The sequence below is a fragment of the Pyrinomonadaceae bacterium genome (assembly GCA_036277115.1).
Classification (GTDB): Bacteria; Acidobacteriota; Blastocatellia; order Pyrinomonadales; family Pyrinomonadaceae; genus UBA11740.
In genome coordinates this window covers 21,333-48,001 of the sequence record DASUNM010000015.1, presented here as the reverse complement: position 1 = coordinate 48,001, position 26,669 = coordinate 21,333, and the positions used below count along the sequence as shown (strand labels likewise).

The 26,669-nt window shown below is 56.5% G+C and carries 26 protein-coding genes; 23 read left to right on the top strand and 3 right to left on the bottom strand.

Translation table 11 applies throughout. From position 1 onward, the window contains the following. Nucleotides 1–78: 78 nt before the first annotated feature. The 12 genes from VFX97_03190 to VFX97_03135 all read left to right on the top strand — a co-directional run bounded on the left by VFX97_03190 (nucleotide 79) and on the right by VFX97_03135 (nucleotide 13,036). The gene (locus VFX97_03190; GenBank protein HEX5702203.1) at nucleotides 79–747 is read left to right on the top strand and encodes a hypothetical protein; all 669 of its coding nucleotides are present in this window, start codon (nucleotides 79–81) and stop codon (nucleotides 745–747) included. A gap of 69 nt (nucleotides 748–816) precedes the next feature. Then, nucleotides 817–1,344, top strand: a complete 528-nt coding sequence (locus tag VFX97_03185) for a hypothetical protein (GenBank protein HEX5702202.1) — start codon at nucleotides 817–819, stop codon at nucleotides 1,342–1,344. Nucleotides 1,345–1,397: 53 nt separating this feature from the next. Next, nucleotides 1,398–2,294 carry a tetratricopeptide repeat protein gene (locus VFX97_03180; protein HEX5702201.1) on the top strand — a complete coding sequence of 299 codons (897 nt, stop codon included), beginning with the start codon at nucleotides 1,398–1,400 and terminating at the stop codon, nucleotides 2,292–2,294. Between the two features lie 62 nt (nucleotides 2,295–2,356). Continuing rightward, nucleotides 2,357–4,345 (top strand): S9 family peptidase, encoded by a 1,989-nt coding sequence (locus tag VFX97_03175; protein HEX5702200.1) that lies wholly within the window; start codon nucleotides 2,357–2,359, stop codon nucleotides 4,343–4,345. A 32-nt stretch (nucleotides 4,346–4,377) separates the two neighbouring features. Further along, complete coding sequence (locus tag VFX97_03170; GenBank protein ID HEX5702199.1) at nucleotides 4,378–4,725, top strand: hypothetical protein; 348 nt, start codon at nucleotides 4,378–4,380, stop codon at nucleotides 4,723–4,725. A gap of 55 nt (nucleotides 4,726–4,780) precedes the next feature. After that, nucleotides 4,781–6,499, top strand: coding sequence for a hypothetical protein (locus VFX97_03165; GenBank protein HEX5702198.1), 1,719 nt, complete (start codon nucleotides 4,781–4,783; stop codon nucleotides 6,497–6,499). 91 nt (nucleotides 6,500–6,590) lie between these two features. After that, complete coding sequence (locus VFX97_03160) at nucleotides 6,591–8,654, top strand: ATP-binding protein (protein HEX5702197.1); 2,064 nt, start codon at nucleotides 6,591–6,593, stop codon at nucleotides 8,652–8,654. A gap of 188 nt (nucleotides 8,655–8,842) precedes the next feature. Beyond that, on the top strand, nucleotides 8,843–9,505 hold the full coding sequence (locus VFX97_03155; protein HEX5702196.1) for a hypothetical protein: 663 nt from the start codon (nucleotides 8,843–8,845) through the stop codon (nucleotides 9,503–9,505). A 193-nt stretch (nucleotides 9,506–9,698) separates the two neighbouring features. Continuing rightward, nucleotides 9,699–11,150: a sigma-54 dependent transcriptional regulator gene (locus tag VFX97_03150; protein ID HEX5702195.1), complete on the top strand. Its 1,452-nt coding sequence runs from the start codon at nucleotides 9,699–9,701 to the stop codon at nucleotides 11,148–11,150. Further along, entirely contained in the window at nucleotides 11,147–11,803 is a 657-nt protein-coding gene (locus tag VFX97_03145) for an O-methyltransferase (GenBank protein HEX5702194.1), read from the top strand. The genes VFX97_03150 and VFX97_03145 overlap by 4 nt, the downstream gene beginning before the upstream one ends. 211 nt (nucleotides 11,804–12,014) lie before the next feature. Beyond that, a complete protein-coding gene (locus VFX97_03140) occupies nucleotides 12,015–12,632 on the top strand; it encodes an L-threonylcarbamoyladenylate synthase (GenBank protein HEX5702193.1) in 618 nt (205 codons plus the stop codon). A gap of 20 nt (nucleotides 12,633–12,652) precedes the next feature. Beyond that, nucleotides 12,653–13,036, top strand: a complete 384-nt coding sequence (locus tag VFX97_03135) for a PilZ domain-containing protein (GenBank protein ID HEX5702192.1) — start codon at nucleotides 12,653–12,655, stop codon at nucleotides 13,034–13,036. Here VFX97_03135 and VFX97_03130 read toward each other — a convergent pair. Both VFX97_03130 and VFX97_03125 read right to left on the bottom strand, forming a co-directional pair. Beyond that, complete coding sequence (locus VFX97_03130; protein HEX5702191.1) at nucleotides 13,033–14,634, bottom strand: ABC transporter substrate-binding protein; 1,602 nt, start codon at nucleotides 14,632–14,634, stop codon at nucleotides 13,033–13,035. The two genes, VFX97_03135 and VFX97_03130, sit on opposite strands and share 4 nt — an antisense overlap. Beyond that, nucleotides 14,624–15,775 carry a glycoside hydrolase family 3 N-terminal domain-containing protein gene (locus VFX97_03125; GenBank protein ID HEX5702190.1) on the bottom strand — a complete coding sequence of 384 codons (1,152 nt, stop codon included), beginning with the start codon at nucleotides 15,773–15,775 and terminating at the stop codon, nucleotides 14,624–14,626. The genes VFX97_03130 and VFX97_03125 overlap by 11 nt, the downstream gene beginning before the upstream one ends. Before the next feature lie 314 nt (nucleotides 15,776–16,089). Between VFX97_03125 and VFX97_03120 the strand changes: the two genes are divergently transcribed. From VFX97_03120 to VFX97_03070, 11 genes are all read left to right on the top strand, one after another. Continuing rightward, a complete protein-coding gene (locus VFX97_03120; protein ID HEX5702189.1) occupies nucleotides 16,090–17,070 on the top strand; it encodes an NDP-sugar synthase in 981 nt (326 codons plus the stop codon). 113 nt (nucleotides 17,071–17,183) lie between these two features. After that, nucleotides 17,184–18,221, top strand: coding sequence for a phosphotransferase (locus tag VFX97_03115; protein ID HEX5702188.1), 1,038 nt, complete (start codon nucleotides 17,184–17,186; stop codon nucleotides 18,219–18,221). Nucleotides 18,222–18,262: 41 nt separating this feature from the next. Beyond that, nucleotides 18,263–19,618, top strand: coding sequence for an asparagine--tRNA ligase (asnS, locus tag VFX97_03110; protein HEX5702187.1), 1,356 nt, complete (start codon nucleotides 18,263–18,265; stop codon nucleotides 19,616–19,618). Nucleotides 19,619–19,690: 72 nt separating this feature from the next. Next, on the top strand, nucleotides 19,691–20,371 hold the full coding sequence (locus VFX97_03105) for a class I SAM-dependent methyltransferase (GenBank protein ID HEX5702186.1): 681 nt from the start codon (nucleotides 19,691–19,693) through the stop codon (nucleotides 20,369–20,371). Beyond that, nucleotides 20,368–20,928, top strand: coding sequence for an LOG family protein (locus VFX97_03100; GenBank protein ID HEX5702185.1), 561 nt, complete (start codon nucleotides 20,368–20,370; stop codon nucleotides 20,926–20,928). The genes VFX97_03105 and VFX97_03100 overlap by 4 nt, the downstream gene beginning before the upstream one ends. 99 nt (nucleotides 20,929–21,027) lie before the next feature. Beyond that, nucleotides 21,028–21,882, top strand: coding sequence for a discoidin domain-containing protein (locus tag VFX97_03095; GenBank protein HEX5702184.1), 855 nt, complete (start codon nucleotides 21,028–21,030; stop codon nucleotides 21,880–21,882). A 22-nt stretch (nucleotides 21,883–21,904) separates the two neighbouring features. Next, nucleotides 21,905–22,867 (top strand): arginase, encoded by a 963-nt coding sequence (gene rocF / locus VFX97_03090; GenBank protein HEX5702183.1) that lies wholly within the window; start codon nucleotides 21,905–21,907, stop codon nucleotides 22,865–22,867. Between the two features lie 63 nt (nucleotides 22,868–22,930). After that, nucleotides 22,931–24,058 (top strand): D-alanine--D-alanine ligase family protein, encoded by a 1,128-nt coding sequence (locus VFX97_03085; protein ID HEX5702182.1) that lies wholly within the window; start codon nucleotides 22,931–22,933, stop codon nucleotides 24,056–24,058. Nucleotides 24,059–24,242: 184 nt separating this feature from the next. Next, on the top strand, nucleotides 24,243–24,632 hold the full coding sequence (locus VFX97_03080) for a hypothetical protein (GenBank protein HEX5702181.1): 390 nt from the start codon (nucleotides 24,243–24,245) through the stop codon (nucleotides 24,630–24,632). A gap of 234 nt (nucleotides 24,633–24,866) precedes the next feature. Beyond that, nucleotides 24,867–25,082, top strand: coding sequence for a hypothetical protein (locus VFX97_03075; protein ID HEX5702180.1), 216 nt, complete (start codon nucleotides 24,867–24,869; stop codon nucleotides 25,080–25,082). Between the two features lie 56 nt (nucleotides 25,083–25,138). Then, on the top strand, nucleotides 25,139–25,717 hold the full coding sequence (locus VFX97_03070; protein HEX5702179.1) for a hypothetical protein: 579 nt from the start codon (nucleotides 25,139–25,141) through the stop codon (nucleotides 25,715–25,717). Between the two features lies 1 nt (nucleotide 25,718). Here the strand turns inward: VFX97_03070 and VFX97_03065 are convergent, their stop codons facing one another. Then, entirely contained in the window at nucleotides 25,719–26,669 is a 951-nt protein-coding gene (locus VFX97_03065; protein HEX5702178.1) for a VWA domain-containing protein, read from the bottom strand.

The following is a 26,669-nucleotide window of genomic DNA, read 5'->3' as shown; positions in this document are numbered from 1 at the left end:
CGTTCGTGCATAGTGCCACCGGCTCATTACGATGGCTGAATTCTGTGCTCTCCCGCGAACCAAATGTGAGGTGAATTAATGGTCGCGCTGTTAATCATATTACTTCTGGGCTCGTTCGATGCTCGGCCGCAAGTGCAGCAGAATAGCCAATCCGATCCAGTCGAAGTCGTGGATCTTGAGGTGTTCATGTATCCCATGACGCCCCGGCCGTCCGCGCCCGGACCAAAACCCGCACCCACACCGCCGGGTCTCATCGTCATTGATGACCTCACAAACGGGAACCGAAAGGAAAGAAAAGATCCAATGACGATTAGGAATCGCTCGATTGAGCTTCGTACGCCCAGTGGCCAAGTCATAAGTCGTCCCGCCGGCGCGTCTTCACTGATGTCGAGATATGAATACCGGCTGCGGGTCAGGAACGCCGGCGCGAAAAAGATAAAGACTATTCTCTGGGAGTACCAACTCAGAGACGCGTCCAACACTTCGACGATTTCGAGTCGCCTCTTCTTTTGCGCCGTTGTATTAAAGCCAAGAAATCTCAGTTCGTTGCTGGCGAGGTCCCCGGCAGATCCTATCAACGCGAGCGCTGAAGCCTCAGCCGCCGAACCTCGAAAGCAGCGGGCGCTCATCAACCGCGTCGAGTACACCGATGGGTCCTCTTGGCAGCGGCCGGGATGGCAAGCGGCGGACTCAAAACGCCCCGAGGCGATTAGCGAATTGCGCGACGGCCAGTGTACAAGTTGGTAGTGGATTGAATTCGCGGCGCCACGGGACCTCAGCGTTCGCAGGAAATGTCTGAGTCAATTTAGAGGGAAGATGGGAAAACGATTTTCAAAGGTATTAGTTTTGCTCCTCGTAGCAGGCTGCCTGTTCGCGGGACAAAGCAGCTTCGGCCAGGAACAAGAACCCTGGCGTACAGATTGGGTGAAGTTTGGGGAAGCAATAGCACCCTATGCCAAACAAGGCGCACTTGAGCGTAAGGGTAACTTCTGGGAATTTAATCGGATTTTTAGTCAAGAGGTTGAATGGTCAGGCACGCTCAAAGAGTTTCATGATAACGGCGTCGCTAAGCACCTCGATCTCGAAATGCAACCGATCCGAGTGGCTTTGAGCGATGGTAGTTTTCTCGAGCTTAAAGACTTGTCAATCTGGTGTGGTAACGAGAAGAGCGGGTGCAATTGGTCTGCCCAATTAGTCGGTAAGGAAGTCGTCTTCCGCACGAAATTAATTAACCGTACCAGAGGCTATCGTCCCGTCGTGGGCGTAATGAACCAGGGGCAAAAGGATCAGAGAGCCAGAATCGAAGCCTTCGGAGCGGAACTTATCAGAGTGGTCTCGAAATAGAAGCGCGCGGTCGCCCGCTCTACAGTTGAAAGGGAATCCTCGTAATCAATCCGATGAGAGTACTTCTTGCCGCCTTCCTGTTTCTTTTTGCCTCAACCACGGTCGCGCAAAACAAATGTCTCCAAGCCGCCGGCGAAATCCAGCCAAAACTTTCCCGGGAAGCGCGCAGGGACTTTGAAACCAAGCTGACCACCGCCCGTGCCGATTTCCAAAAAGAGCCCAGCGCGGACAATTTTATCTGGTTAGGCAGGCGGACCGCGTATCTCGGCAGATACAAAGAATCGATCGCGATTTACACCGACGCAATTTCGAAATATCCGAAAGATGCGCGGCTGTATCGACATCGCGGGCATCGCTTCATCACGCTTCGCTGTTTCGATGATGCCATTAAAGATTTCGAGAAGGCCGCTAAGCTCGTCAAAGGCAAACCTGACGAAGTCGAGCCCGACGGCATGCCGAACGCCAGAAACATTCCCACCAGCACCCTACAGTCGAACATCTGGTATCACCTCGGCCTGGCGCATTATCTGAAAGGCGACTTCGGAAGCGCGCACAAGGCCTATCGTGAAGCGGAAAAGGTTTCAAAGAACCCTGACATGATGGTCGCGACGACGCATTGGCTTTACATGACTCTGCGGCGTCTGGGCCGGGAGAAAGAAGCCGCCGCATCGATTGCGCCGATCACCGACAACCTCGAAGTGATCGAAAATGCGGATTACTATCAGCTCATAAAACTTTATCAAGGCAAGCTAAAACCTTCAGACCTGCTTAGCGACTCAAACCAAACACCCAACACGCTCAGCAACGCCACGGTGGGCTATGGGGTAGGTAACTGGTTTCTCTACAACGGCCGGCCCACCGAGGCCGTAAATACCTTTCGGCAAATCGTGCACGGCATCCAGTGGGCCAGCTTCGGCCACATCGCTGCCGAAGTGGAATTGACTAGATAGTTCAGGACGCGATAGTGTTTCGCCCCGCGAAGCCATAATTCAGAGTTTCTCAGGAGAATCAAATGAAAAGCCTTGCGAAGACCTGCGCCACACTTCTGTTCATCGCCATTACCATCACCGCGCAAAATGCGCCAACCACCTGGACGCCTGAGCTTCAGGTAAAGACCCGCGGGGTTGGGACTCCGCGCGTGTCGCCGGATGGGCGGCGGGTCGTTTACACGATCAACGACGCTGTGATGACTGCGGACAAGAGTGAGTTTGTGACGCAGATTTGGCTGGCGAGCACGGACGGCAAGGAGAACTTCCAGCTCACCTTTAACGACAAGTCTTCAACAAATCCGAAGTGGTCGCCGGACGGAAACTGGATTGCCTTCACTTCGAATCGCAAGGACAATAAGAACAATCTCTACGTGCTGCCTTTGCGCGGTGGCGAGGCCGAGCAGATCACGGACGTGAAAACTTCGGTGTCGAATTTCGAATGGTCACCGGACGGAAAGTGGTTCGCTTTCACGATGGCCGATGCGAAAGCCGAGGACGAAGAGAAGAACGACAAGGGGCGCAACGACTTTCGCTGGGTTGATGAGAACCTGAAGCTGGCCCGGCTGTACGTGATTCCCGTCCAGAAGGACGCGAACGGCAAACGCGAGCCAAAGAAGCTAACGACTGATAATTACCATGTCGGCGGATTCGATTGGGCGCCGGATGGAAGTCGCATCGTCTTTAGTCACGTGAAGTCGCCGATCGCGAACGACTGGACAACCTCAGATGTCTCAATCGTTGAAGTCGCGAGCGGCAAGACCACAGTGTTCGTGAACACGCCCGCGGCTGAAGATTCTGCGCAGTTTTCGCCTGACGGCAAATGGATCGCGCTCACGATCAGCGACAATCCACCGCGTTGGGCGCAGAGTGGTCTCATTCAGGTCTATTCAGTTGCCGGAGGACAGCCGAAAGCGCTCGCCGCGTCGCACGACGGTCAGCCAAACATGGCCGGCTGGTCGGCGGACGGCAAGCGCATCTACTTCAGCGAAGCGAAGGGCACGGGAACGCAGCTCTACGCGATCGACGTCGCCGCGAACAAGATTGAGGAAATCAAAAGCAGCACGGCCGTTTACGGCGCATTTAACTTGAACCAATCAGGAACGATGTTCGCCTTCGTGCGGCAAACTTCCGACACACCGTCCGAGGTGTTCGTCGCGCCGGTGACGACTTTCGCACCGGTACAGGTCAGCCAAGCGCACTCAGCGATGAAGCTGCCGGCAGTTGGAAAGACTGAAGTGTTGACCTGGAAGTCGGCTGATGGCCGCGAGATTGAAGGCCTGCTTACTTACCCGGTCGGCTATCAAGCAGGACAGAAGGTTCCACTCATTCTAAATGTCCACGGCGGACCGGCCGGCGTGTTTCAGCAAAGCTTCCTCGGTGGACGCGGAGCCTATCCGCTCGCGACTTTCTCTGCGAAAGGTTATGCCATTCTCCGTCCGAATCCGCGCGGCTCGTCCGGTTACGGAACTGAATTCCGGCGCGCGAACGCGAAAGATTGGGGCGGCGCCGATTATCAGGATTTAATGACGGGCGTGGACAAGGTCATCGCGATGGGCGTCGCTGATCCAGAACGGTTGGGCGTGATGGGCTGGAGCTATGGCGGATTCATGACTTCATGGATCGTCACGCAAACGCAACGCTTCAAGGCTGCTTCCGCGGGCGCCCCGGTAACAAACCTGATGAGCTTTAATGGAACGACAGACATTGCTTCGTTCGTGCCGGATTATTTTGGCGGCCAGTCATGGGAAATCATCGAGGCGTATCAGAAGCACTCGGCGATGTTCAATGTGAAAGGCGTGAAGACGCCGACGATGATTCAGCACGGCGAGGCCGACGTCCGCGTCCCAATCTCACAGGGCTACGAGTTCTACAATGCTCTGAAGGCGCAGGGGGTGCCGACGCGCATGCTCGTTCTTCCGCGCCAGCCGCATGGACCGAACGAGCCGAAGATGCAAGTGGCAGCAATGCAGGCGAATCTTGAATGGTTCGACAAATACATTGGCAAGAAATAAGTTTGGGTGAACAAAGGGAAGGGCACAGGTTGATGCAGAGAAGAAAAGCTTTCAAAGTTGCCGCGTTGTTGTTAGTGATGGTTGTATCGAGCGCCGATATTCTGGCGCAGAAGCGCATCCGCTTTCAGCGCGGAAAGAGTTCCGCTACGGTGCGTGGCCCAATCGGCGCCAACGGCTACACCGAATACGTCATCGACGGTCGCGCCGGCCAGGTGATGACGATCGAAATCACCTCCGGCAATGGCGCCGTCGTCGTGAATGCCGGTACGGCGAGCGGCAAGAGCTTTAGTGTCGAGATGACCGGCGGCGACCATCTGCTTTCGGTCGTCAACACGGCACGCCGCGCGACAAACTTCACGCTGACGGTTTCAATTAGATAGCTGAGCGGCCCTCGGTTGTCCGTGAAGGCAGGCCGCGCCAGCCAGAGGGAAACAAATGTCCCGCGCAAGACTGACCCACATCGTCCTGCTGGCGCTCTTGCTAATCACCGGGCGCGCCCACGCTCAGGAGCCCGAAAACCGGCGGACCGCCGATCTTGAACTGCAAAGAAAGGCCATTGATCTCCTCAAAACTGTTGGCGATCAAATCGGCACGCTACAGTCGGTGGAGAACCGTGCCCGGCTTGGCGCTAACGTCGCCGCGTCGCTTTGGAAACACGACGAGCAGCGCGCGCGAAGGCTCCTGGATTCCGTCCAGAGCGACATCAACCTTGGGCTGCAAGCGGTAGACGGCGACGAAGACCAGCAAACCGCGGTGCAGACACGTATGGTGTTCCTTAAGTTACGAACGGATACGGTTGAGCGGATTGCAAAGCACGATGCCGACCTGGCGCTCGCGTTCTTGAAAGGAACCGAACCAGCTCCGAGTAATTCGAAGTCGCATGAGCTTGCCGAGCTGGAGCGCAATCTTGAAATTCGACTGGCAAGTCAGATCGCCGCGGAGAATCCTGAGATGGCGCTCAAGCTTGGCCGCAAATCGCTGTCTCGCGGTTTTTCCCACGACCTTTTGTCACTGCTCAGAAAATTACAAAGAAAAGATCGAGAGACGGCGCTGACTCTATATAAAGAAATCGTTTCGAAACTGACGAGTGTCGGTCTCGGACGATTCTCTCCGGCCTTCTATTTTGCCCAAAGCTTGGCCAGGTCATTCAAGCCACCGGTCGTTGATGACGCGACCTTTCGAGAGCTAATCAAGTTATTCATTACCACTGCATTCGAGCACCGTTGTGATAAAGCTGGGCAGGGTTCTGACGAGTCTTTCTGCGCGTACCTTGGGTCCTTTCTGCCTGAGATGGAAAAGATCGATCCATCGCGAGCGGCCGAATTAAAACAATGGGCGCCCGAGGCGCCCGAATCGCAGCGCGACCCGGAGGCCTATGAGCAGGTCCAGGAGACTATCCAGAACGGAACTGTTGACGAGCTCCTCGCCGTTGCCCGGAAGCACCCTCAGATGGCGGAATGGATTTATTGGCACGCAATAAGTAAGGCCGAGTCATTGGGCGATATCGATCGAGCCCGGAAGATTGCAACCGACTACATCACCGATTCCGAATCACGTAAACGGGTGCTGGAACGGCTCGATCGCGCCCAGGCTTGGCGTTCGATGACCGCTGAGAAGCTCGCGGAAGCGCAGACCTTCCTCAGTACTATTCCGCACACGAGGCAGCGAATCGAGTTCCTGGTGTACTTGGCTAACCTCGTGGGGACAAAAGACAGAAAGGCCGCTTTAAAACTTCTGGATCAGGCGAGCGAAATCGTCGACACGATGAAAGCTGGTAAGGAACAGACTGCAGGGGAGATCGGTCTGGCGATGATGTATTGTTTGGAAAAAAGTGATCGTGGTTTGGACAAGATGCAAGCGCTAATGCCGAAACTAAACGAGCTGGTTGCGGCAGCGGTTAAGCTTGATGGCTATGACAGCCACAATCTTCGCGATGGTGAATGGAACATGAGTAATCAGGGCACCGTCGGCGGTCTCCTGACAATGTTGTCACAGAACGCGAGTTATTTTGCCTGGTGCGATTTTGATCGCGCCGTGAATGTGGCTGGCCAGTTCGAGAGATCTGAGATTCGGTTAATGGCGCAGATGAAGTTGGCGCAGGCGATTCTCGCCGGGCCCCCAATTCGATTGGTCTCGACTCAACGATGGGAATAGTTTGAAAGTGCCGGCTTCTGCGCACGGATCAGCCCAACCGTAGCGCCAAAAGGTTCTGACTCGGCCGTTCAAGTAGTATCCTCACACCGCGATGTCCCTGCTCGAGGCCCTCCAGCTAATTGGTTACAGCCTGGGCGCCGTGCTGCCGCTGTGGCTCGGGTATGTGCTCCTGCGCCAGCGCGTCGGCCTGGTGACAGTCGAGCGTCTGCTGCTGGTGCTGGCGGGCTGCATGGTTGGCTGGCACGGCGGAAATCTGATCGTTACTCTGCGCAGTCTGCTTGGACTGCCACATGCCGATTGGATCATCCCGCTGCGCGTCGCGAACACGATCGCGGTAATCAGCATCACGCTGTGCTATTCGGTCCTGCTTCACGTTCATCTGCATCTATGGGCCGGGGCGCACGGCAGATCGCTCAATCGCATCGAACGCATCCGCGCGGTCTTGTCTTATCTTCCATGTATCTTTCTCGTTCTCGCCATTCCGCGTATCTGGTCGGGCGAATATCAGCCGATGATCGCGAAAACGTCTTCATTCGTTTTGCCGTTCGCGCTGTGGGTCGTTTATTCGCTAAGCGTCTGTGCGATCACTGAGTTACTGGTGGCGCGCCGTGCGGATTCCGCCAGCGAGCGCCGCATCCTGCGCACGCTCGCATTTTCGTTCTTCGGCATCGCGGTGCTGATTCTGTCGGCGCTTGGACTCGGGATGGGACGCGGAACGACCGCCGGGCTGTACCTTCAGACGTTTGCGAATCTTGGCTCGCTGCTGCCTTCGGCGCTCCTCGCTTACTACATTTATCGTTATCGGTTCCTTGAACTGATCATCAAAGAGAGCCTCGTGGTTGCGAGCTTCGCGGCGGTAGTCCTGGCCGTCTATGTTTACGGCATCCGCCGAATTGGTGAGTGGACCAACGCGCGTTACGGCGTACGCGCCGGCGTCATCGAAGCCATCCTGATCCTCGGACTGACCTTTTTAGCGGCGCCGATGCGTGGCGCTCTCGAAAGATGGTTTCGCTCGCTGTTTGAGCGCGAGACGGCGTTGTATCGCGATGTCATGACAGGCGTGGGCGCGCAAGTCGGACAGTTCCGAGAGTTGCCTGAACTGATCAGTTTTATTGAGACCCAAATCGCGAGCGCCCTGCCGTTGCGGAAGGTGAAGATCGTATTAAGTTCAAGGGAATCCACAGCCGTTTCCCCCTCTCCGCATGCGGAGAGGGGGGCAGGGGGAGAGGAGGTGCGGCCTGCCGACCCCACCCCCAACTTCTCCCCGCAAGCGGAGAGGGGCGATGAGGACAAAGCCTTCTTTAGTTCCTACCCGTTGCTGCGCGAGGATCAAACCATCGGCGCGTTGCGGGTTGAAGCGTCACCCGGCGCGTTAACTTCCGACGTGCGCGCGGTACTTGAGGTGCTCGCCGGTCAAATCGCGGTCGCCCTGGACGATTGGCGGCTGGTGGAAGAGAACGTGCGGCTGGAACGGAAGCTGGCCGAGGGTGAACGTCTCGCTGCGCTGGGCCAAATGGCGGCGACGGTCGCGCACGAGGTGAAGAATCCGCTATCGGCGATCAAGTCAATCGCCCAGGTCATGAGCGAGGACGAAGCGCTCAAGACTCAACACGCGCGCGACCTGAGTCTAATCGTCGGCGAAACCGATCGCCTGAACAACACAGTCACGCAACTACTCAGCTTTGCGCGAACTCAGACACCGGCCTCTGCGCCGAGCAGCGCCGCGGAGATCGTCGGCACCGTGGTCAGCCTGTTTCGCGCTGAAGCTGAGGAGAAGGGCGTGACCCTTCGATCCGTAGCGCGTTGTGACGGGAAGCTTGACGGTGTGCAAACCTCGGCGGTGCGTGACGCGCTTTCCAATTTGCTTCTCAATGGTTTGCAGGCCACGCCGCGCGGAGGCATGGTGAAAGTCGAGTGCGATATCGACGCTCAGTCGCTTTTGTTTACTGTGAGCGATACCGGCCCCGGCATTCCGGAAGCGATGCGTGAAAAGGTTTGGCAACCGTTTTTCACGACGCGGCAGAGAGGTACGGGGCTCGGTCTGGCCATCGTTCGCAAGCGGATGCAGGAGGCGGGTGGTTCGGCCTTGCTGGCTCCTTCGAGCAACGGCGAAGGCGCGCGTTTTGAGCTGCGCGTGTCACTGTCAGAAGCCTGACCGGCTATTGAGATCTCAATCTCAGATCTCAGATCTCAGATTTGAAATCTGATAAGTTGCAATCCCTCGCCGTCCGCGCTCCGACACTCTGGAACTTTTGCATGCCCACAGCGTGACACCTACGGACGAGCACTCATCCTGCCGACGAGCAATCGGCAACCTGATCTACTAACAAAGGAGAACCGATAATGATCTCGATAAGAATTCGTGTGGTCGTGTGTCTTGCCGTTCTATGTGCGGCAGCCATGTTCATGGTTCCGGCCGCGGTTTGTCAGGAGTCAACTCAGCCAGCTCGCGCCACGCGTCCCTCAACCGATGTTACCAATTTCGATACTCACCTCTATCTCATTCTGGGCACGAACCGGGAGATGCCGGAGGGAAAAACTCCGCCGATTCTTGAGCCGATAGTGAAGACACTGCGGGAATCGATGGCCTTTAAGCACTATAGTTTGGCCGGCACGTTTCTCAATCGAGTCACGAATAATGAACGGTTGGCAGTGAGTTGGGTGGGCGGCCCATTCCTGCTTCCGGTGTCGACCTCTATTGGCCACCCGAGCTTTAATCATTTCGGGGCAGTAGTGCGGTGGATCAAGGATGAGCGGGGCAACGAACTGGTGCGCATGACCGACTTCAGATTCGGTTCAAAGGTTCCGATCGTCACTGCGCAATCAAGCATCACGAATGCATCCACCTCCAGCACCACTTTCCCAGTAGTTAACTACGAGTCGGTCGGCTTGATCACGGACATCAGTATGCGAGAAGGCTCTCCCGTGATCGCCGGGACTCTCAATCTGGGCCCGTCAGGGGACGCGATCGTCGTAGTGATCTCAGCGAAGCGCTCCGGGAATTAAGCAACTGTCACTATTACGGTTTGATCGAGGCGGGCTACTGGCCCGCCTCCTTTTTATTTCCCGCATTTGGGCGGGCGGCACCCTCCACTAAGTCCTCCTTCACGTTTTGGCACAGAATGCGCAAGGTCAAAGCCGGAACACTCAGGTGGCGCGAGCGTCCTCGCCCGCTCTGTATTAAACTGTGGAGTCCGGAATGAGTATGAATAATTTGCGTTTGTTGATTGTTGACGACGAAGAAGCCGCGCGCTATGGCATGCGCCGCGCACTGCAGACGGCTGGCTGCGACATTGCCGAAGCTGAGAGCGCTGAGTCAGCGCACGCTTTGATGCGGACGTCGAAATTCGATTTGTTGCTGCTGGATGTGAATCTGCCGGGATTGAGCGGCCTGGATTTCTTAAGACAGATTCACAGCGACGCCGAAGCTGCGAAAGCTGAAGCGCCACACGTGATCATCATCACGGCCCACGGCTCCGAACGGCTGGCGGTTGAAGCCGTGAAGAGCGGCGCGTACGACTATCTCTCAAAGCCATTCGAGGTGGACGATCTGCGCCTCGTCGTCAAGAACGCTTTCGAGAATATTCAGCTCCGTCGCGAGAACCAGTCGCTGCGTCGGCGAATTGAAATCGAGAGTTCGCAACGCGGTGCTTTGCTGGGTAACTCAGAAGCGATGCAGCGCGTGCGTGGGATGATCGAGAAGGTCGCCGACACGGACGCAACGGTGCTCGTTCGAGGCGAATCGGGGACCGGCAAGGAACTGGTTGCGCGCGAGTTGCACGACCGGAGCAGCACGCGCAGCGGCGGAGCATTCGTGGCGGTGAACTGCGCGGCCCTGCCGTCGGAACTGATTGAATCTGAGCTTTTTGGCCACGAAAAGGGCGCTTTTACGGGCGCTGCCACGCGTCGCAAGGGCAAATTCGAGCAGGCTAACGGCGGCACGTTGTTCCTGGACGAAATCGGCGACATGAGCGCCAATGTGCAGGCGAAGCTTCTGCGCGCGCTGGAAGAAAGACGCATTGAACGGCTCGGCGGCGATGAATCCATTCCGGTCGACGTGCGGATTGTGAGCGCGACGCATCGAGCTTTGGAAGAAGAGATCGAAAAGGGAAACTTCCGCGCCGATCTCTTCTATCGTTTGCGCGTGGTGACGATCGACATCGCTCCACTGCGCGAGCGGCGTGAAGATATTGCCTTGCTGGCGGCGGCTTTCGCCCGCGACGCGGCCGAACGTCACGGTTTGCCGGAGCGACCAATTGGGCGTGACGCTTTGAAAAAATTGGTGGAGTACGATTGGCCCGGCAACGTGCGCGAGTTGCGCAACGCGATTGAGCGCGCCGCAATCATGTCTGATGGCGATGAAGTAAACGCGATCGAGACGGGAATCACCGCCAAAGCAGCGCAATCAAATGATGCTTCGTTGAACGGCGGACTGGTCGTTCCTTACACATCAGATTTTCGTGATGATCGACGGGAGTTCGAGCGCCGTTACATTGCCAGGTGTTTAGAAGAGTCAGGTGGCAACGTCACCCGCGCCGCCTCCGTTTTGGGCATGCATCGCCAGTCTCTGCAGCATAAGTTAAGAGAGCTGGGACTGGGACGACGCTATGTCGCAGTGGGTGAAGGCCCGCAGGAAAAGAACGACAATTGAAAGCTAAACTCGACGCTATTCTGCAACGTGAGCAGGCGGAATATCTCGACGGCATCCTGCCGGCGAGCGATGATCTGCTTGCTGAGATGGAGCGTTATGCCGCGGAGCATCGCGTGCCGATTGCTGATCGCGAAGTGGCTTTGTTTCTCGAACTCACTGCCCGCGCCATCAATGCAAAACGAGCACTCGAATGTGGGATGGCGATTGGCTATTCCGTCATCCATCTTTTACGCGGCATGGGCGGCGACGGGCGCGTTGTCACGATCGACCCGAGCGATGAAATGATCACGGCCGCGAAAGGCTATTTCACCCGTGCAGGTATTGGCGAGCAAGTGCAGATCGAAATCGGGTACGCTCTCGACGTCATTCCGCAACTTAACGAGACATTCGATCTCGTGTTCATCGACGCGGTGAAAGAAGAGTATCGAGGCTATCTCGATCTCAGCCTCCCCAAGCTGCGCACGGGCGGTGTTGTCATCTGCGACAACTTGCTTTGGGGCGGACGCGTCGCGGGCCACAACGAACTAAACGATTATAAAACTTCTACCGAGGCTCTGCGCGAATTCAATCCATACTTCGTCAATCATCCTCAGTTACGCGCAGTGGTCTTGCCGGTTGGAGACGGGCTCGGCTATGGCGTGAAGATCAAATAATCCCAGAGCCGGTGTCGACGCGACGTGGATTCGACGGCTCCGTAGCAGCCGAATTTATAGAAACAGATCGTCATTTAGGTTTTTCTACTCGGCGAGGGGCGTTGCTCCTCGCCGAGTGCGTTTTAGTTAAGCGGCGCCATGAGCTATAAACATTTTCGCGCCTACGGCGCGGACCGTAACGTTCGACATTCGGCCAGACCCTGGGACACTCGTGATTCTTCCGCAGAACAGCGAAAACATATCGCTCGTCGTCGAGATAATTGCGCGCGGCGGCGTCATCGCGTTTCGCACCGATACCTTCTATGGCCTGGGCGCCGACCCTTTCAACGCTTCTGCAGTTCAGAAAGTTAAGGACTTAAAAGGAAGGGAAGGGAACAAGCCGATTCTCGTGCTCATCAGTGACGCGGAACAACTTGGCCGGTTAATTGAAGAACGTTCGGCAACGTTCGACGAGCTTGCGAAACAATTCTGGCCGGGTGCCCTGACAATCATCGGTAAAGCCGCCCGCAAATTGCCGAGCGAACTGACGGCAGGCACTAATTCTGTCGGCGTGCGTTTGCCGGATGATGAAGGAGTCCGCTCACTTGTGCGGGCCTGCGGCGGCGCACTAACCGCGACCAGTGCTAACCTTTCCGGCGAGCCGGCCGCGCGATCTTTAGCAGAAGCGGCGAAGTACTTTGGCGAGAGTGTGGACTTAATTGTGGACGGTGGCACTACGAAAACGGATCAGCCGTCTTCTGTGGTTGATGCCGCCGGTGTTGAAGTTAAGCTGGTTCGCGAAGGCGCAATCGCGTGGGACAAAATTCAAGTAGCGTTACGGGGAAACTAGGTTAAAGTGCCATCAAACTGGTGGCAGAGACTGAAGTCTGTGCCATACGGGCGCACTCAAATAGCATGGACTACAGCGAGCTACGCAGTCATCCACGGGTCACCGTCGACTTCTTTGCCGACTGGGGCCGGAGCGCCGAGTGCGAGTATTACGACAAAATAACCAGCCTGAGCGTGAGTGGATGCTTCCTCGCCACGAAGCGCGAATTGAGTCGCGGTGATGAAATCCATTTGCGGCTGCGCGGAGAGACGACCGGCGCGATTAACGTCAAAGGCGCCATTCGATATCAGTTGCGAGTCATGGAAGGCGCGCCCCCTACCGGCGCGGGCGTCGAGTTTGTAGGAGTCTCGAGCGAGATGCAGTCCAAGCTGCAGATGATGATGGACGCTTACCAGCAGGCTTAACGTTGAACTGTTAGATTCTTCACGAATCCCCAATCGCCGCTCGCGTTGACGTTAATGTTGCCCACGGTCTTTTTCGCGATCACCATGTTCGCCTGATACCAAAGCGGAAGAATGGGCGCGTCGCGGCTCACAATCTCCTGCGCCCGCGCGTACAGTGGTTTCGCTTTTTCATGGTCGTATGTGTTCGCGGCTTCAGTCAGAATCTGATCGAGTTCCGCATTACTGTAGCGGCTGCGATTACGCGACGCCCGCGTTTCCGTGGGAATCTCTGACGTCGCAAACAGATCGCGATAGAAGATCGGATCCTGATTGCCGCCCACCCATTGGCCATATTGCATCTGAAACTGGCCCCGGCGAATGAACTCGAGCATCACATTGAATTCTGTTGCCTCGATCGAAACGGGCAAGCCGACGTTCTTTAGATAATTTTGAATGACTCCGGCGTATTGCCTGGCCGGCGCGCTGCTGCCGGAAATACGAAAGAGAATTGGTTTGCTGATGCGCATTTGCGGGCCGTCGCCATCCGGATCGCGCAACCCTGCTTCGTCCAGAAGCCTTTTCGCCATCGCGGGATCGAAGTTGTAAGTCTGACCGGGCGTGTACGCCCATGACGATTCGGGCAGAATGGAATGGGCGATCTTGCCCTGACCCAATAGCAGATCACGTATCAGACCTTCACGATCGACGGCATGAGCGATCGCCTGTCGCACCTTTACGTTATTAAGTGGAGCTTCGCTCGTGTTGAAGGTGAGCAGGTTTACATTCGAGCCGGTGAATTGATGTACGGTCAGGTTCGGATTCGAGCCAAGCGCTTTGATCGCGTCCGGCGAAAGACTTGTCGGCAGCGGCGCGATATCCACGCGACCGCTTTGCAGCTCGGCCTGCATCGCGTTTGAGTCGCTGATTACGCGCGCGCGCAAGGTGGCCATTTGCGGAGGGCCGTCCCAGTAGCTCGTATTCGCTTCGAGATCGACCACCTGCTGCGATTGATCGTAACTCTTGAACTTGAATGGACCTGTGCCGAGCGGATGGGTCTTCTGTGATTCGTAGCTGTCCTTTGGAATGACGGCAATCGGAACCAAATTCGGCAGCAGACCAGTCCATGGTTTGGTCAGCGTGATTACCAGCGTGCGCGCATCAGGTGCCTCAACGCTCTTGATGTAGCCCGTCCGATTCGCGCCCGCGCCTTCGAAGAAACTCGCCGACTTCGCAAACTGGTTCGCCAAAACAGTATCGACGGTGTATTTCGCATCAGCCGAAGTGAACTGCCGGCCGTCATGGAATGTCACACCGTCGCGCAGCGTGAAGGTAAATGTCAGGCCGTCCTCGGAACGCTGAATGTTCGACGCCAGCTCGGGAACGTAGTCAAACTGATCGTTTTTCTTAACGAGTGAGTTGAACATCAGCACCCGCACGCGCTCGCTGGCCGCATCCACGGTGGGCGAGCCAATCGGATCGATGGTCTTGATGTTGTCGGACAGGACGATCACGAAGCTGTCGCTGCGACGCCGGCACGTAGTCGAGGTCACTAACGTCGCCGTCAGACAAAATGCCAGCGCGAACAGTGTGCGTCGCGTCGTCTGTGTTCTACGTGACATTTGATTCTCCCGGATAGCGATATTCCAGCGTCACATTGAGTTCCCGGATTTCGTCTGACAGACGATTGTACTTGTCCATATCGAGGGGGAGGGGTGGCTGCGCCAGTGTCTTGGTCGCCGAAATACGTTTCAAGGATGCCTGAATGCGCTTTTCGCTGATCTTGCCGTCTCGGGCGGCTTTGAGTAGTCCCTGATAGCCACGTCGAATTGTTTCGGGCGTAGCGCAAATCAACAACATATCCTCGCCCGCGGTAAATGCCTTAACTGAGGCATCCTCAATTTCATACTGCTTCGCAATCGCACCCATTTCCAGGTCATCAGTGACCACCAGGTGTCTGTAACCGAGTTCCTGACGCAGCAACTGCGTCACAATGTTGGAATTAATCGAAGCGGGAGCCACGAGGCCGTGCGTCGTGCCTTTCTTGATGTCGATGTTCGGAAAGCCCCCGTGGCTAACCATCACGACGCGCACACGATCGTCGGCACGCTGGAAGAGTTCGATGTAAGGCGCGAGATCCTGGGACATCAAATCGTCTCGGGTAAGCGGCACGAGCGGCATCTCGATGTGGGAATCGACTTCGCCGGCGCCAATCCCGGGGAAGTGCTTCAAACAACCGAGTAAGCCCGAGCCCTGCAACCCGCGCATATAGACAGTTGTGTAGCCGAGTACTTCTCCGGGTGACCGGCCGAATGAACGCGAGTAGAGACCGTTCGTCAGCTTGCTGCGCGCTTCAGTGATGATCGACATGACCGGCGCGAAGTTAAGATGGAAGCCGAGCATGCGCAGCAACTCGCCGGTCACGCGGCCGAGTTTACGCGCGCCGGCCAGATCGCCGTGTTGGCGAATCGCGCGGGCCGAAGGCATCGGCGGGAAAATCTCACGCAGACGATCGACCAGGCCGCCTTCCTGATCGATGGCGCACAACGGTTCTGTCGGCACCAGTCTTCGGCCGTCATCGAGCAGCTTGCGTAATTGCTCAGGTGACTCGACGTTGCGGCCGAAGATGATGAGGCCACCCGGCTTAATCTCTTCGATCAGTTTGCGAGTCTCTTCATCGATTTCGGTCCCCGGCAAGCCGATGAAGAAGAACTGGCCAATTTGTTGTTCAAACGGAAGCGACGCGAGATGGTTGTTCGGCATGGATGAAAGCGGCTAAAAAGTTTCTAGCGGTACGCACGCCTCTGGCGGCTTATCGTTAGCACGCGAGACGCGTGCGTACCGCACGCCCGCGTACTTTACGATACGGAACAGAATGATTCAACCAGATTTAGAGTGCGGCTCCCTCTCCCTTTGGGAGATGGCTGGGTGAGGGAGCGAAGCTATAGCGACGAACAGAATAAATTTTTCCTTCTACTCCCTTCGTCAGGCCCTCACGCCTACCCTCTCCCAAAGGGAGAGGGAAGTTCTAGAAGTCCCGTCAACCGCGCACGCCAAAGTGTTAGAATGCTGCACGCATGAAATCGATGATCCTCGCCGCCGGTTACGGCGAACGGCTCTGGCCTTTGACCGCAGATCGCGGCAAGCCGGCGCTGCCCGTCTTAGGCAAGCCACTGGTCGGCTATGTCGCTGAATACCTGGCCCAGAACGGCGTCACCGAGAGCGTTGTTAACCTGCATCATCGGCCTGAAACGGTGCGCGCGTCGCTGGGCGACGGTAGCAAGTTTGGATTGCACCTTGAGTATGTGTACGAGCCGGTGATCCTCGGAACGAGTGGGGGACTGGATAACGCGCGCGAGTTCTTTCAAGACGGCACGTTCATCTGCGTCAACGGAAAAATCATTACTGACATCGATTTGCATGCGGCAATCGAAACCCATCGAAAGCAGAAGGCATTGGCGACGTTAGTGCTGAAACGAAATAAGCGTCGCGAGCGGTTCAGCATGGTAGAGGCCGCCGACGGGTTGGTGACGCGGTTTGCTGGAATGCCGCAGCCGGCTGCAGAAGACGACGCTGAGGCGCCGCTGATGTTCACCGGCATTCACATTCTCGAGCCGCGCATCTTCGATTACATTCCGCGCGACGTTTTTTCGGACTCAGTCGTTCACGTGTACCCGCAGGCAATGGCCAAAGGCGAGAGAATCGCAGCGTATGTCGGCGAAGGAAAGTGGCACGAGCTCTCAACTTTGCAGCGTTATCTCGGCATTAGTTTGGATTTACTCGCGGCGCAGGACCGAAACGCTTTTTCCGGAGACAGGACTCAGGTCGCTCCGAAGGCGAAAATCCGTGACGCTATTCTTTGGAACGACGTCGAGGTCGAAAACGGCGCCAGCGTCACACGATCGGTGATCGGAGATGGCGTTAGCGTGCGCGCTCACGAGGCCTTCGAAGATTCAATCGTCGTCCGGGCCGAACTCGTCCACGACACGATGGCGCCGCCGAAAGCTTTGAAAGGCAGCTTTCAGGACGACAAGTTTGTAGTGCCTTTATCGCAGTGATAAGATTTCGTTAAGCTAAGAACCGCCTGCGACATAGCGTGTGAGCCTGGGATGACCTTCCGTCACCAACTAACCGCCCGCTGTCCCCGAGGCGTCGGGATTCTGACATCTACATGAGTTCAGCGACAAAAGCGGCCGGAACTCTCTCTGACACGCCGCAAGCGCGTCTGGAAAAATATCTGGCGCAACAGCCGGCGAAGGGTGAAGTTGTGCCTCTCACGCCGGACGCTTCGACGCGCGTATATTTTCGCGTTCCGTGGAAGCGCGGGACGGCCGTCGCGGCGGTTTACCCTGATGCATTCGACGAGACTGTCCAGCCGTACCTCGACGTAACGCGACTGTTCCTTGAATGCAACCTGCCCGTGCCGGAAATCCTCGACGTGGACGGCGGCGCCGGAATCATTATTCAGGAAGATTTGGGCGACAATCAGTTGTGCAGAGTCTTCGAGACTACGTCTGAAGACGAGCGGGAAGCTCTATTGGAGCAAGCGATCGAGATTATTGCCCGGATTCAAGCAGCAACGGCGAAAGCCTTCGAACGCGATTCCATCTGTAGCCGGCTCGCTTTTGATGAAGCGAAACTGGAATGGGAACTAAACTTTTTTTTCGAACATTATTTTGGCAGTTATCGCAAAGAGAACCTTGCGCACGGCCAGGCGGCTGAGCTCAAAGTAGAGCTGAACGACATCGCCGCTGAATTGGCAGCGCGCCCGCGCGTGATGTGTCACCGCGACTTTCACTCATTCAATCTGATGATGGATCCGCGGGGGCGCTTACGTATCATCGATCATCAGGACGCGCGCATGGGTCCCGCAACCTACGACCTCGTTTCCTTGCTGCTCGATCGCGTCACCTGCTCGCCATCGCTGGCCGAAATTCGCGAACATCGATTGTTCCTCCTCAATGCTCGGGAGCGGTTAAATCTGGCGGCGTACGATCCAGACGACTTTTCAATGGAATTCAGATTGATGACGGTGCAGCGATGCCTGAAGGCGTGCGGCACTTTTTCATATCAGACTGGAGTACGCGGACGAGTAGAACCGTACAAGCAATTTATTAATCCGATGCTCGAAATTACTCTGAACGCGGCTGAATGGCTGGATCGGTTCCCGGTATTGCAGCGGATGATTAGAGAGAGAATCGGGCAGTAGCCCCTACCTTAAGGGAGGGCCCAAATTGACGTTATTGAATCATGACTGAAGCTATCAAAACTCAAACTGTTAACCTGACGGACCGGCCGCAGACCTACATAAACGATCTTGCGAAGCACATCGGCGAGGAAGTCACGCTGAAGGGCTGGCTCTACAACATGCGTTCGAGCGGCAAGTTGATGTTTCCGCAGCTGCGTGACGGAACCGGCGTCGTGCAATGCGTGGTCGTCAAGAACTCAATCGCGCCCGAAGTGTGGGACGCATTAAAGCCTTTGGGACAGGAATCCTCTTTGGTAGTGCACGGTCGCGTCCGCGAAGACGCGCGCGCCCCCGGTGGTTTTGAGATCGATGTCATTAACGCCGAAGTGGTGCACGCGGCCCACGATTTTCCGATTACCCCGAAGGAACACGGTCCGGAGTTTCTGCTGGATCACCGGCACCTCTGGCTCCGTTCGCGCAAGCAGCACGCAATTCTGAAGGTGCGCGCAACGGTCATCCGCGCGGTGCAGGATTACCTTGACGATCACGGATTTACACGTTGCGACACCCCCATCTTCACTCCCGCAGCTTGCGAGGGGACCAGCACGCTTTTTGAAGTCGATTACTTCGGCGACGAAAAGGCGTACCTGACGCAGTCCGGCCAGCTTTACAACGAAGCGACCGCCGCGGCCTTCGGAAAAGCTTACTGTTTCGGCCCAACGTTCCGCGCCGAGAAATCGAAGACGCGCCGCCACCTGACTGAATTCTGGATGCTTGAGCCGGAGATGGCTTACGCCACCCTCGACGACGTGATGGATTTATCTGAGCAGCTCCTGTCATACATCGCCGCGCGCGTGCTGGAAGATCGAAAAGAGGAACTCAAAACCCTCGAACGCGACACTTCAAAACTGGAAGGCATCGTGCCGCCGTTTCCGCGGCTGCACTATGACGATGCGGTGAAGATTCTGCATGAGGGGTTCGAGCAGGGCGCACTGGAAAACAAGTTCGAGTGGGGTGGCGATTTGGGCGCGCCCGACGAGACTTTCATCTCAAGCAAGTTCGATAAACCGGTGATGGTGCATCACTACCCAGCTGCAGTGAAAGCTTTTTACATGAAGCGCGATCCAGAGCACGACGAATATGCCCTCGGCGTCGATGTTTTGGCCCCTGAAGGCTACGGCGAAGTGATTGGTGGCGGTGAACGTTCGACCTCGATTGAATTTCTCGAGAAGCAAATCGCGGAGCACGGCCTGCCGAAAGAGGCCTTTGAGTGGTACCTCGATCTGCGTCGTTACGGTAGCGTCCCGCACGGCGGATTCGGTATGGGGGTAGAACGGGTGACTTCGTGGATGTGCGGGAACGAGCACGTTCGCGAAGCGATCCCGTTTCCGAGAATGCTCAATCGGTTAAGACCTTAAGCTCCGATCGTTTAGAAGCGGGCGACCGCCCGCTTCCCTCGGGCAGTAGCCCGACTCTAAACCAAAGGTTTCATGGACGAACAACTTCGCACTGAATTCAACGAGTGGGCGCGCGCCGGTAAAGGTGAAAGTATGGAGCGCGGTCATCGGCCGGTTGGCGAGCAGGCCCTGGCGCGCATGGATGTGCCAACGGATGCGCGCGTGCTGGATGTCGGGTGCGGTTCGGGGTGGGCCACGCGCCTCCTGGCTGATTACGCCGCCAAGGGCCGCGTTACCGGCATCGATATTTCCGACGAGATGGTCCGGCTTGCGGCTGAGTCCTCTCAAGCCTACACAAATGTGGATTTTAAAACGGCCAGCGCCGAGCAGCTGCCGTTCGCTGATAACGAATTCACGCACGCTTTCTCAATGGAGTCGTTGTATTACTACGCGGACATCGCGAAAGCCCTAGGAGAAATTCATCGCGTGCTCAAACCCGGCGGTCTGTTCGTCGCCGTGGTTGATATGTATTGGGAAAGCGATGCGACGCATCAATGGGTCGAGATGTTGAATGTTCCGGTGCAGCTGCTCAGCATCCAGGAGTATCGTTCGCTGTTCGAGGGCGCGCGCTTCGAGCATGTGAGTGACGAACGCATTCTGGATCCGCGGCCGGTGCCGGATGATTACACCAGCGGCTCGTTCAAAAGCCGCGACGATTACGTGAAGTATCGAGACACAGGGTCGCTGATGATCAGCGGGAAGGCCGCGAAATGAACGCCGGCTCGGAAAGAATCGTCACCATCTTCGGCGGCTCGAAGTGCGGCGAAGGTTCTCCGGAATACGCTGAAGCACATCGCGTCGGCGAACTGCTTGCCGCAGCGGGCTACACCATCTGCACCGGCGGCTATGCGGGCGTGATGGAGGCTGCCAGTCGCGGCGCGCACGAACGTGGCGGCCGCGTCATCGGCGTGACGATGAATCAGTTCAAGTCGCAGCCGAACCGTTACCTAACTGAGAAGATTCCGTCCGAACATTTTTACGAGCGGCTGCAGCGATTGATCACGCGATCGGTCGGCTACATCGCCTTGCGGGGCGGGATGGGCACGGTGACGGAAATCTCGCTAGTCTGGAACAAGATGCAAACGCGAGTACTCGAGCCGCGGCCTTTAGTTCTCCTCGGCGATTGCTGGTCGCCGATCGTGAAAGCGTGGCAGCAGCATCTCGCAGTGACAGACGATGATGTGAGGCTTTTGAAGTTCGCGCTGGGGCCGGACGAAGCCGTGGCGATAATCAAGCGAGAAGCCGCGGCGGCAGGAGCCGCGACAGGATGAATCCACAGATTACGCAGATTACACAGATTAAGAATGAAAGCGACTCGAGTAACTTGGTATTGTGCTCTGCGTAATCGGTGAAATCTGCGGACACTTCTTATGAAGCGTTGTTCAAAATGTCATAGAGCCTACGAAGACGATACGCTGCGTTTCTGTCTTGAAGACGGCAGTCCGCTTTTCGATGCGCGCGATTCGGAGGCGCCGGCGACTGAGATTCTTCCGGCGCGTGGCACACCGACATTGAAATCGACTGGCCCGACCGTCCCTTCATATCAAGCCGTCAGACGCCCTTCGCCGGAAATTAGCGAGGCGCGAGGTTCGAATCCGGTGTTGACTGTCGGCGTGATTGCGATCGTCGGTTTGCTCCTCGCGTTGGTAGCGATTGCCGGAGTGTTTGTTTTTCGACAGAGTCGCGAAAAGGAACCAGAAGTTGCGCGCACCGCCACACCGCCCCCGTCGCCAACCGCGGGAACGCGTCCGGGAGTGGTCGATTCGGCCGAAACGTTAATGTCGCCATCCACCGGTGCGCCACTGAAAATCACGAGTTCAGCCTCATCCGTTAGGCTCGCGGTACAAGCGAACACGTATTACGCTGCGAATGCGATCGACGGAAAGCGCGCGACCGCGTGGATAGAAGGCGCCGACGGCCCAGGCATCGGCGAGTGGATTCGCTTCGATTTTGATCGTGAGATTACCCTCCGGCGGATTCTTTGGCAGCCCGGCTATTTCAAGAGTCCCGCCATTTGGAATCAGAATAATCGCCTCGCTACGGTTAGCGCTGAGTTTTCCGACGGCACCTGGCGCGAGCTGAAATTCGCTGACCGGATGGACGGTCAGAAGATGGATGTGGGCTCAGTCCGCACGCGCTGGGTGAAATTCGTGATCACCGCCGTTCATTACGGAAGTGATCCGGATACGGCGCTTTCCGAAGTCGCTTTCGAATGGGAGCCCTAACCAACCGCTGACGAGTAACCCAATGGCAGATAGTTTGATCAAGACGGGTATCAATCACGAAGCATTGCCTGGCGTGGGCAAGACAGTTGGCATTCTCGGCGTGCCGCTCGCTTTCGGTCAGAGCATGCTGGGCGTTGAACTGGGCCCGGCGGCTACACGTGTCGCGGGGCTGACTTCCGCTATCGGCAAACTCGGTTATGAAGTTAATGATCGGGGCGACCTTCGCGTCGAGCGACCTCGAACCTACCCGCGGAACGGTGAGCCGCTAAAGTACCTGAACGAAGTCTTCACCACTTGCACTGCGCTGGCATCTGAAACTGAGAAAATTGTCGAAGCCGGCGAGCTTCCCATAACAATTGGCGGCGACCATTCCATTGCGATCGGTTCCTTGTCCGGAGTTGTGAAAGCGTTTCGCAAACGCGGGCAGAAACTCGGACTGATCTATCTCGACGCGCACGCCGACATGAATACGCCTGAGACGACGCCTTCGGGGAACATTCATGGAATGCCTTTGGCGGTCCTGCTCGGGCATGGTGCGCCTGAGTTGCTCGGTATCGGCGGGCACGGCGCGAAGTTCACGATAGAGACTTGTGCGCACGTAGGAGCGCGCGACCTCGATTTGGGAGAGCGCGAACTGATCAAGCAGCTCGGTCTTCGCTGTTTCACCATGCGCGAAATTGATGAGCGTGGCATAAGTGTCTGCATGAACGAAGCGATCGCGATTGCCTCGAAGGGCATGGACGGATTTGCGGTGACGTTCGACGTGGACGTGCTTGACCCCGGTGACGCACCCGGGTCAGGCACACTGGTGCGTGGTGGGTTCACCTATCGCGAAGCACACCTGGCAATGGAGAAAATTGCCGACAGCGGCGGGATGCGATCGCTCGAGGTCGTGGAAATCAACACGGCGCTCGACGTCAACAACCGCACGGCCGAATTGGGAGTGGAGTTGATCCTGTCGGCATTGGGCAAGACTATTTTGTGAGTGGCACAGGCTGTAGCCTGTGATGACAACGGGAGAGCCACAGACTGAAGTCTGTGCCACAGAATGAAAAAGAAACTTCGTATTGGCGTCATCTTCGGAGGCCGGTCCGGCGAGCACGAAGTATCGCTGCGTTCGGCGCGCTCGGTAATCGAAGCCATCGATAAATCGAAGTATGAAGTCGTGCCGATTGCCATCACGAAGGAAGGGAACTGGCTCGGGCCGGCTGCCGCGGTGAAAGTTTTGCCGGCGGACACGCAACGTCTCTTGCCTACAAACGCGCACGAAAATTCCGGCGGTGACGTAACGATCCTTGGCGATCCTTCACGTACCGGTCTGGTAAGACTCGATGCAGACGACCAAGCGCGCGAACAACTCGACGTAATTTTTCCGGTCTTGCACGGCACCTACGGCGAAGATGGAACAATTCAGGGCTTGCTGGAAATGGCCGCGCTGCCATTCGTCGGTTGCGGGACGCTGGCGGGAGCGTGCGGCATGGACAAGGTGACAATGAAGGCCTTGTTCAAGGAAGCGCAGCTGCCGATCTGTGGATATACATGGTTCCTGCGTTCGGAATGGGAGACCGATCCGGGCAAGGTAACCAAACGCGTCAGTCGTGAGATCGGATTTCCCTGTTTCGTGAAGCCCGCGAATCTCGGCTCGTCGGTCGGCATTTCGAAGGCGACGGACAAGGTTTCGTTTGCCAAAGGTGCTGAATTGGCTGCTCGCTATGATCGCAAGATTGTGGTTGAGGAGTTGGTTGACGGGCGCGAGATTGAGTGCGCGGTGATGGGCAACGACCAGCCTGAGGCGAGCTTGCCGGGTGAGTACGTCATTCACGAACAGTCGGCGCGCTTCCTCGACTACACGGAGAAATATGCGAGCACCGGAAATGTGGAGTTCATTGTTCCCGCCCGCATTTCAAAAGCAGCGACGAAGAAGATTCAGTCGATGGCCGTGAAAGCCTACAAAGCCATCGACGCCTCAGGCCTCTCGCGCGTGGATTTCTTTCTGAAGAAGGATGGAGAGTTGCTGCTGAACGAAATAAACACGCTGCCCGGTCTCACAGACGTTTCCGGTTTTCCCAAAATGTGGAAAGCGTCGGGCGTGCCGTTTACAAAGGTCATCGATAAACTCATTCAATTCGCGATCGAACGACATCAAGAGCGTGCGCGAAACGAGACGAGTATTTGAGCAGCGCACGCGACGCGATAAATGCGGATCGTTTGGTTGGATGTGTTGCCAGATTACGGTTGACACCCTGACTCAATAGAACTATCGTTCACGCTTCCACGGTTGAAAAGCTGTTTTGTTTTCCCGCTGACGAGGTCCTTACCGGCGCCAGCCTCACAATTAACTAACACCAAGGAGATAACTCATGAGCGAAGTTTTTCTGAAAGCACCACCTTCAGGATCTGTCCGGCTCGTCAGTTTTACGAGCGCGAGAGTTGTCGGGGGCTTTCTTCCCGGCACCTATTTTCTAATCGTCAGGGGGACGAAACCTTACGTCAATATGACGGTTGAGCTGAGCCCACTGGTTTACGTACGCCAACCGGAGTATTGGGGAATAGAGGTCGTCGGTTCCTTGCCCGGAATCGGACTCCCCACGACGGCGCCCTACACGGTGGCTATCTCTCTGGATGGGATTCTGGGTACCAAAGGGATCGAGGTTATCGGAGCAAACAAGAAGCAGAAGATCGCAGTTAGCAAAGGGTCGGCGGTGCTCTCTGCCAAGAAGGCGGCCAAGAAGACGGCCAAGAAGAGGTAATAGATAACTCTCGAGTGGCGCCGGGCTATCCGGGTGCTAACAACTTCGCGGGCGAAACCCTGTCGATGTGTGCGAACCTTGCCACGCGGCGAAGCAAGGGATCGGTGCGCGCGCGGAACGAAACGGGTATCTGACAAGTATTACGCACCTGTCTCGCTTGGATCTTAATCATGAGCGTGGAACAGTGGTGGGGGCTGGCGCTGCGAATAGTCGGCGCAATCGTGTCTGTATGGAGTGGGCTACCTGGTAGATGGGGCGTTATTCCATCTTGAGTACTTCATCTATGCGGACTCAACCGTCAATTACTACCTTGTCGTTGGCGTCCTTTACTGCGGTGCGGGCGTCTACTTACTTCGGGGTGCGCCGCATATTGTGAGGTTCGCTTATCCGCAGGAAGAAGGAATGGATGAGACGGCCGAAGACGAAGGAAATACCGAAGATCGTAGTTGATGTCTGTGTTATGCCTTCGACGCGCCCTGCTCTCTAAACCTGCAAAGGATCAGCCAATGAGCTTACTTGTAAAGATAGTTTTCACGGCAGCGTTAGCACTCGCTTTTATCACCCCGTCTCACGTTCAGGCTCAAGCCGATAAGGCAAAAGACGAAGCGGGGACGAGGAAGGCCTTCATCGAAAACCTAAAAAAGCTATGCGGTCACCGGTTCGCAGGCGAGACCCAGTTTCCACCGGATCCTAATCACCCACTCGCAGGCAAAAAACTATTTATGTCGCTTGATTCGTGCAGCGACCGTGAACTTCGGATTCCATTTGTCGTCGGTGAAGACAGGTCGCGAACCTGGATTTTGACCCTCTCGGAAAAGGGTTTGCTTTTCAAACACGATCACCGTCATCCGGACGGAACGCCGGACAAGATTACGATGTACGGTGGATGGGCCGCCGCAGGTGGCACTGCTCACTTACAGCGTTTTCCCGCCGACGCCGATACCGCAAAACTAATTCCTGAGGCGACGACGAATGTTTGGACGCTCGAGATACTCCCCGAGAAACAGCAGTTTACTTACTATCTTGAGCGGAACGGCCAACCACGCTATCGAGCGGTATTCAGTCTGAAGCCGCTACCTGATTAAGCTAACCCTTCGGCGCGCGATAACCTTTGCGCGTTCTCGCGCTCACGTCCGGTTTGGAGAGTTTCACATCAACCTTCCGCCACTTGCCGTCGCGTGCGCGGTTAGTTGGACGGTAAGAGATCGTGTACTGATGACCGAGTTCCTGCGCGATGGAGGCGAACGAGTCGCGCAGTTGCAATCCGCCCGGCGTGTCGATGTAACGACCACCGCTTTTTTCAGCAAGATTCTTGAGTGTGCCCGCCGCCGCAAGGTCGCGCTTCGGACCCTGCTCAGACATGTTGACGCCGTAGATTGTGGCCGCGGCGAGAGACGCGCGATCCAAGGCTTTGTCTGCGCTGGCGCGGCTATAGTTCTCGCCGCCGTCAGAGAGCACGACGATGGCGCGGCGTTTCTCTTCACGTTTCGCCAAATCCTCGGCGGCACGAACCACCGCGTCGTTGAGCGCCGTCATCGTTTTGGTCCGCAAACCATAAACGCGCGGCGGCAAATCACGCCCCGGAGAATAGTCGCCCCACTGCTCAACCTTCATATCAAAGCTGTAGACGGAAGCGACATCCTGTTCTCGCAAACCATCGAGGAAACGGATGGCAGCACTGCGTCCCAGCGTCAGCCGCGATTCCATGCTCCCCGACGTGTCGAGCAGGATCGCCGCTGCAAAAGGAGTCTCTTCAGCGCTGAATGCTGCGATCTTCTGCTCCACGCCATCTTCACTTATTTGGAAGTCACCGTTTTTCAGACCCGTGACGAATTTTCCATTCTTGTCGAGCACGGTCACGTTAAGCACAACCAGATCGGTCGAGACACGAACGACGTCATCCTGATCCTGAGGGTTAGCTTGCTGATCAGCACTAACCGGCGCGGTAGCGGAAATGATTGGAAGGAACGATGAAGCAGTCAGCGAAAGAGCAAGCGCAATCACCCGGGCACGACGGTTAAAGCGCAAAACGTCCAT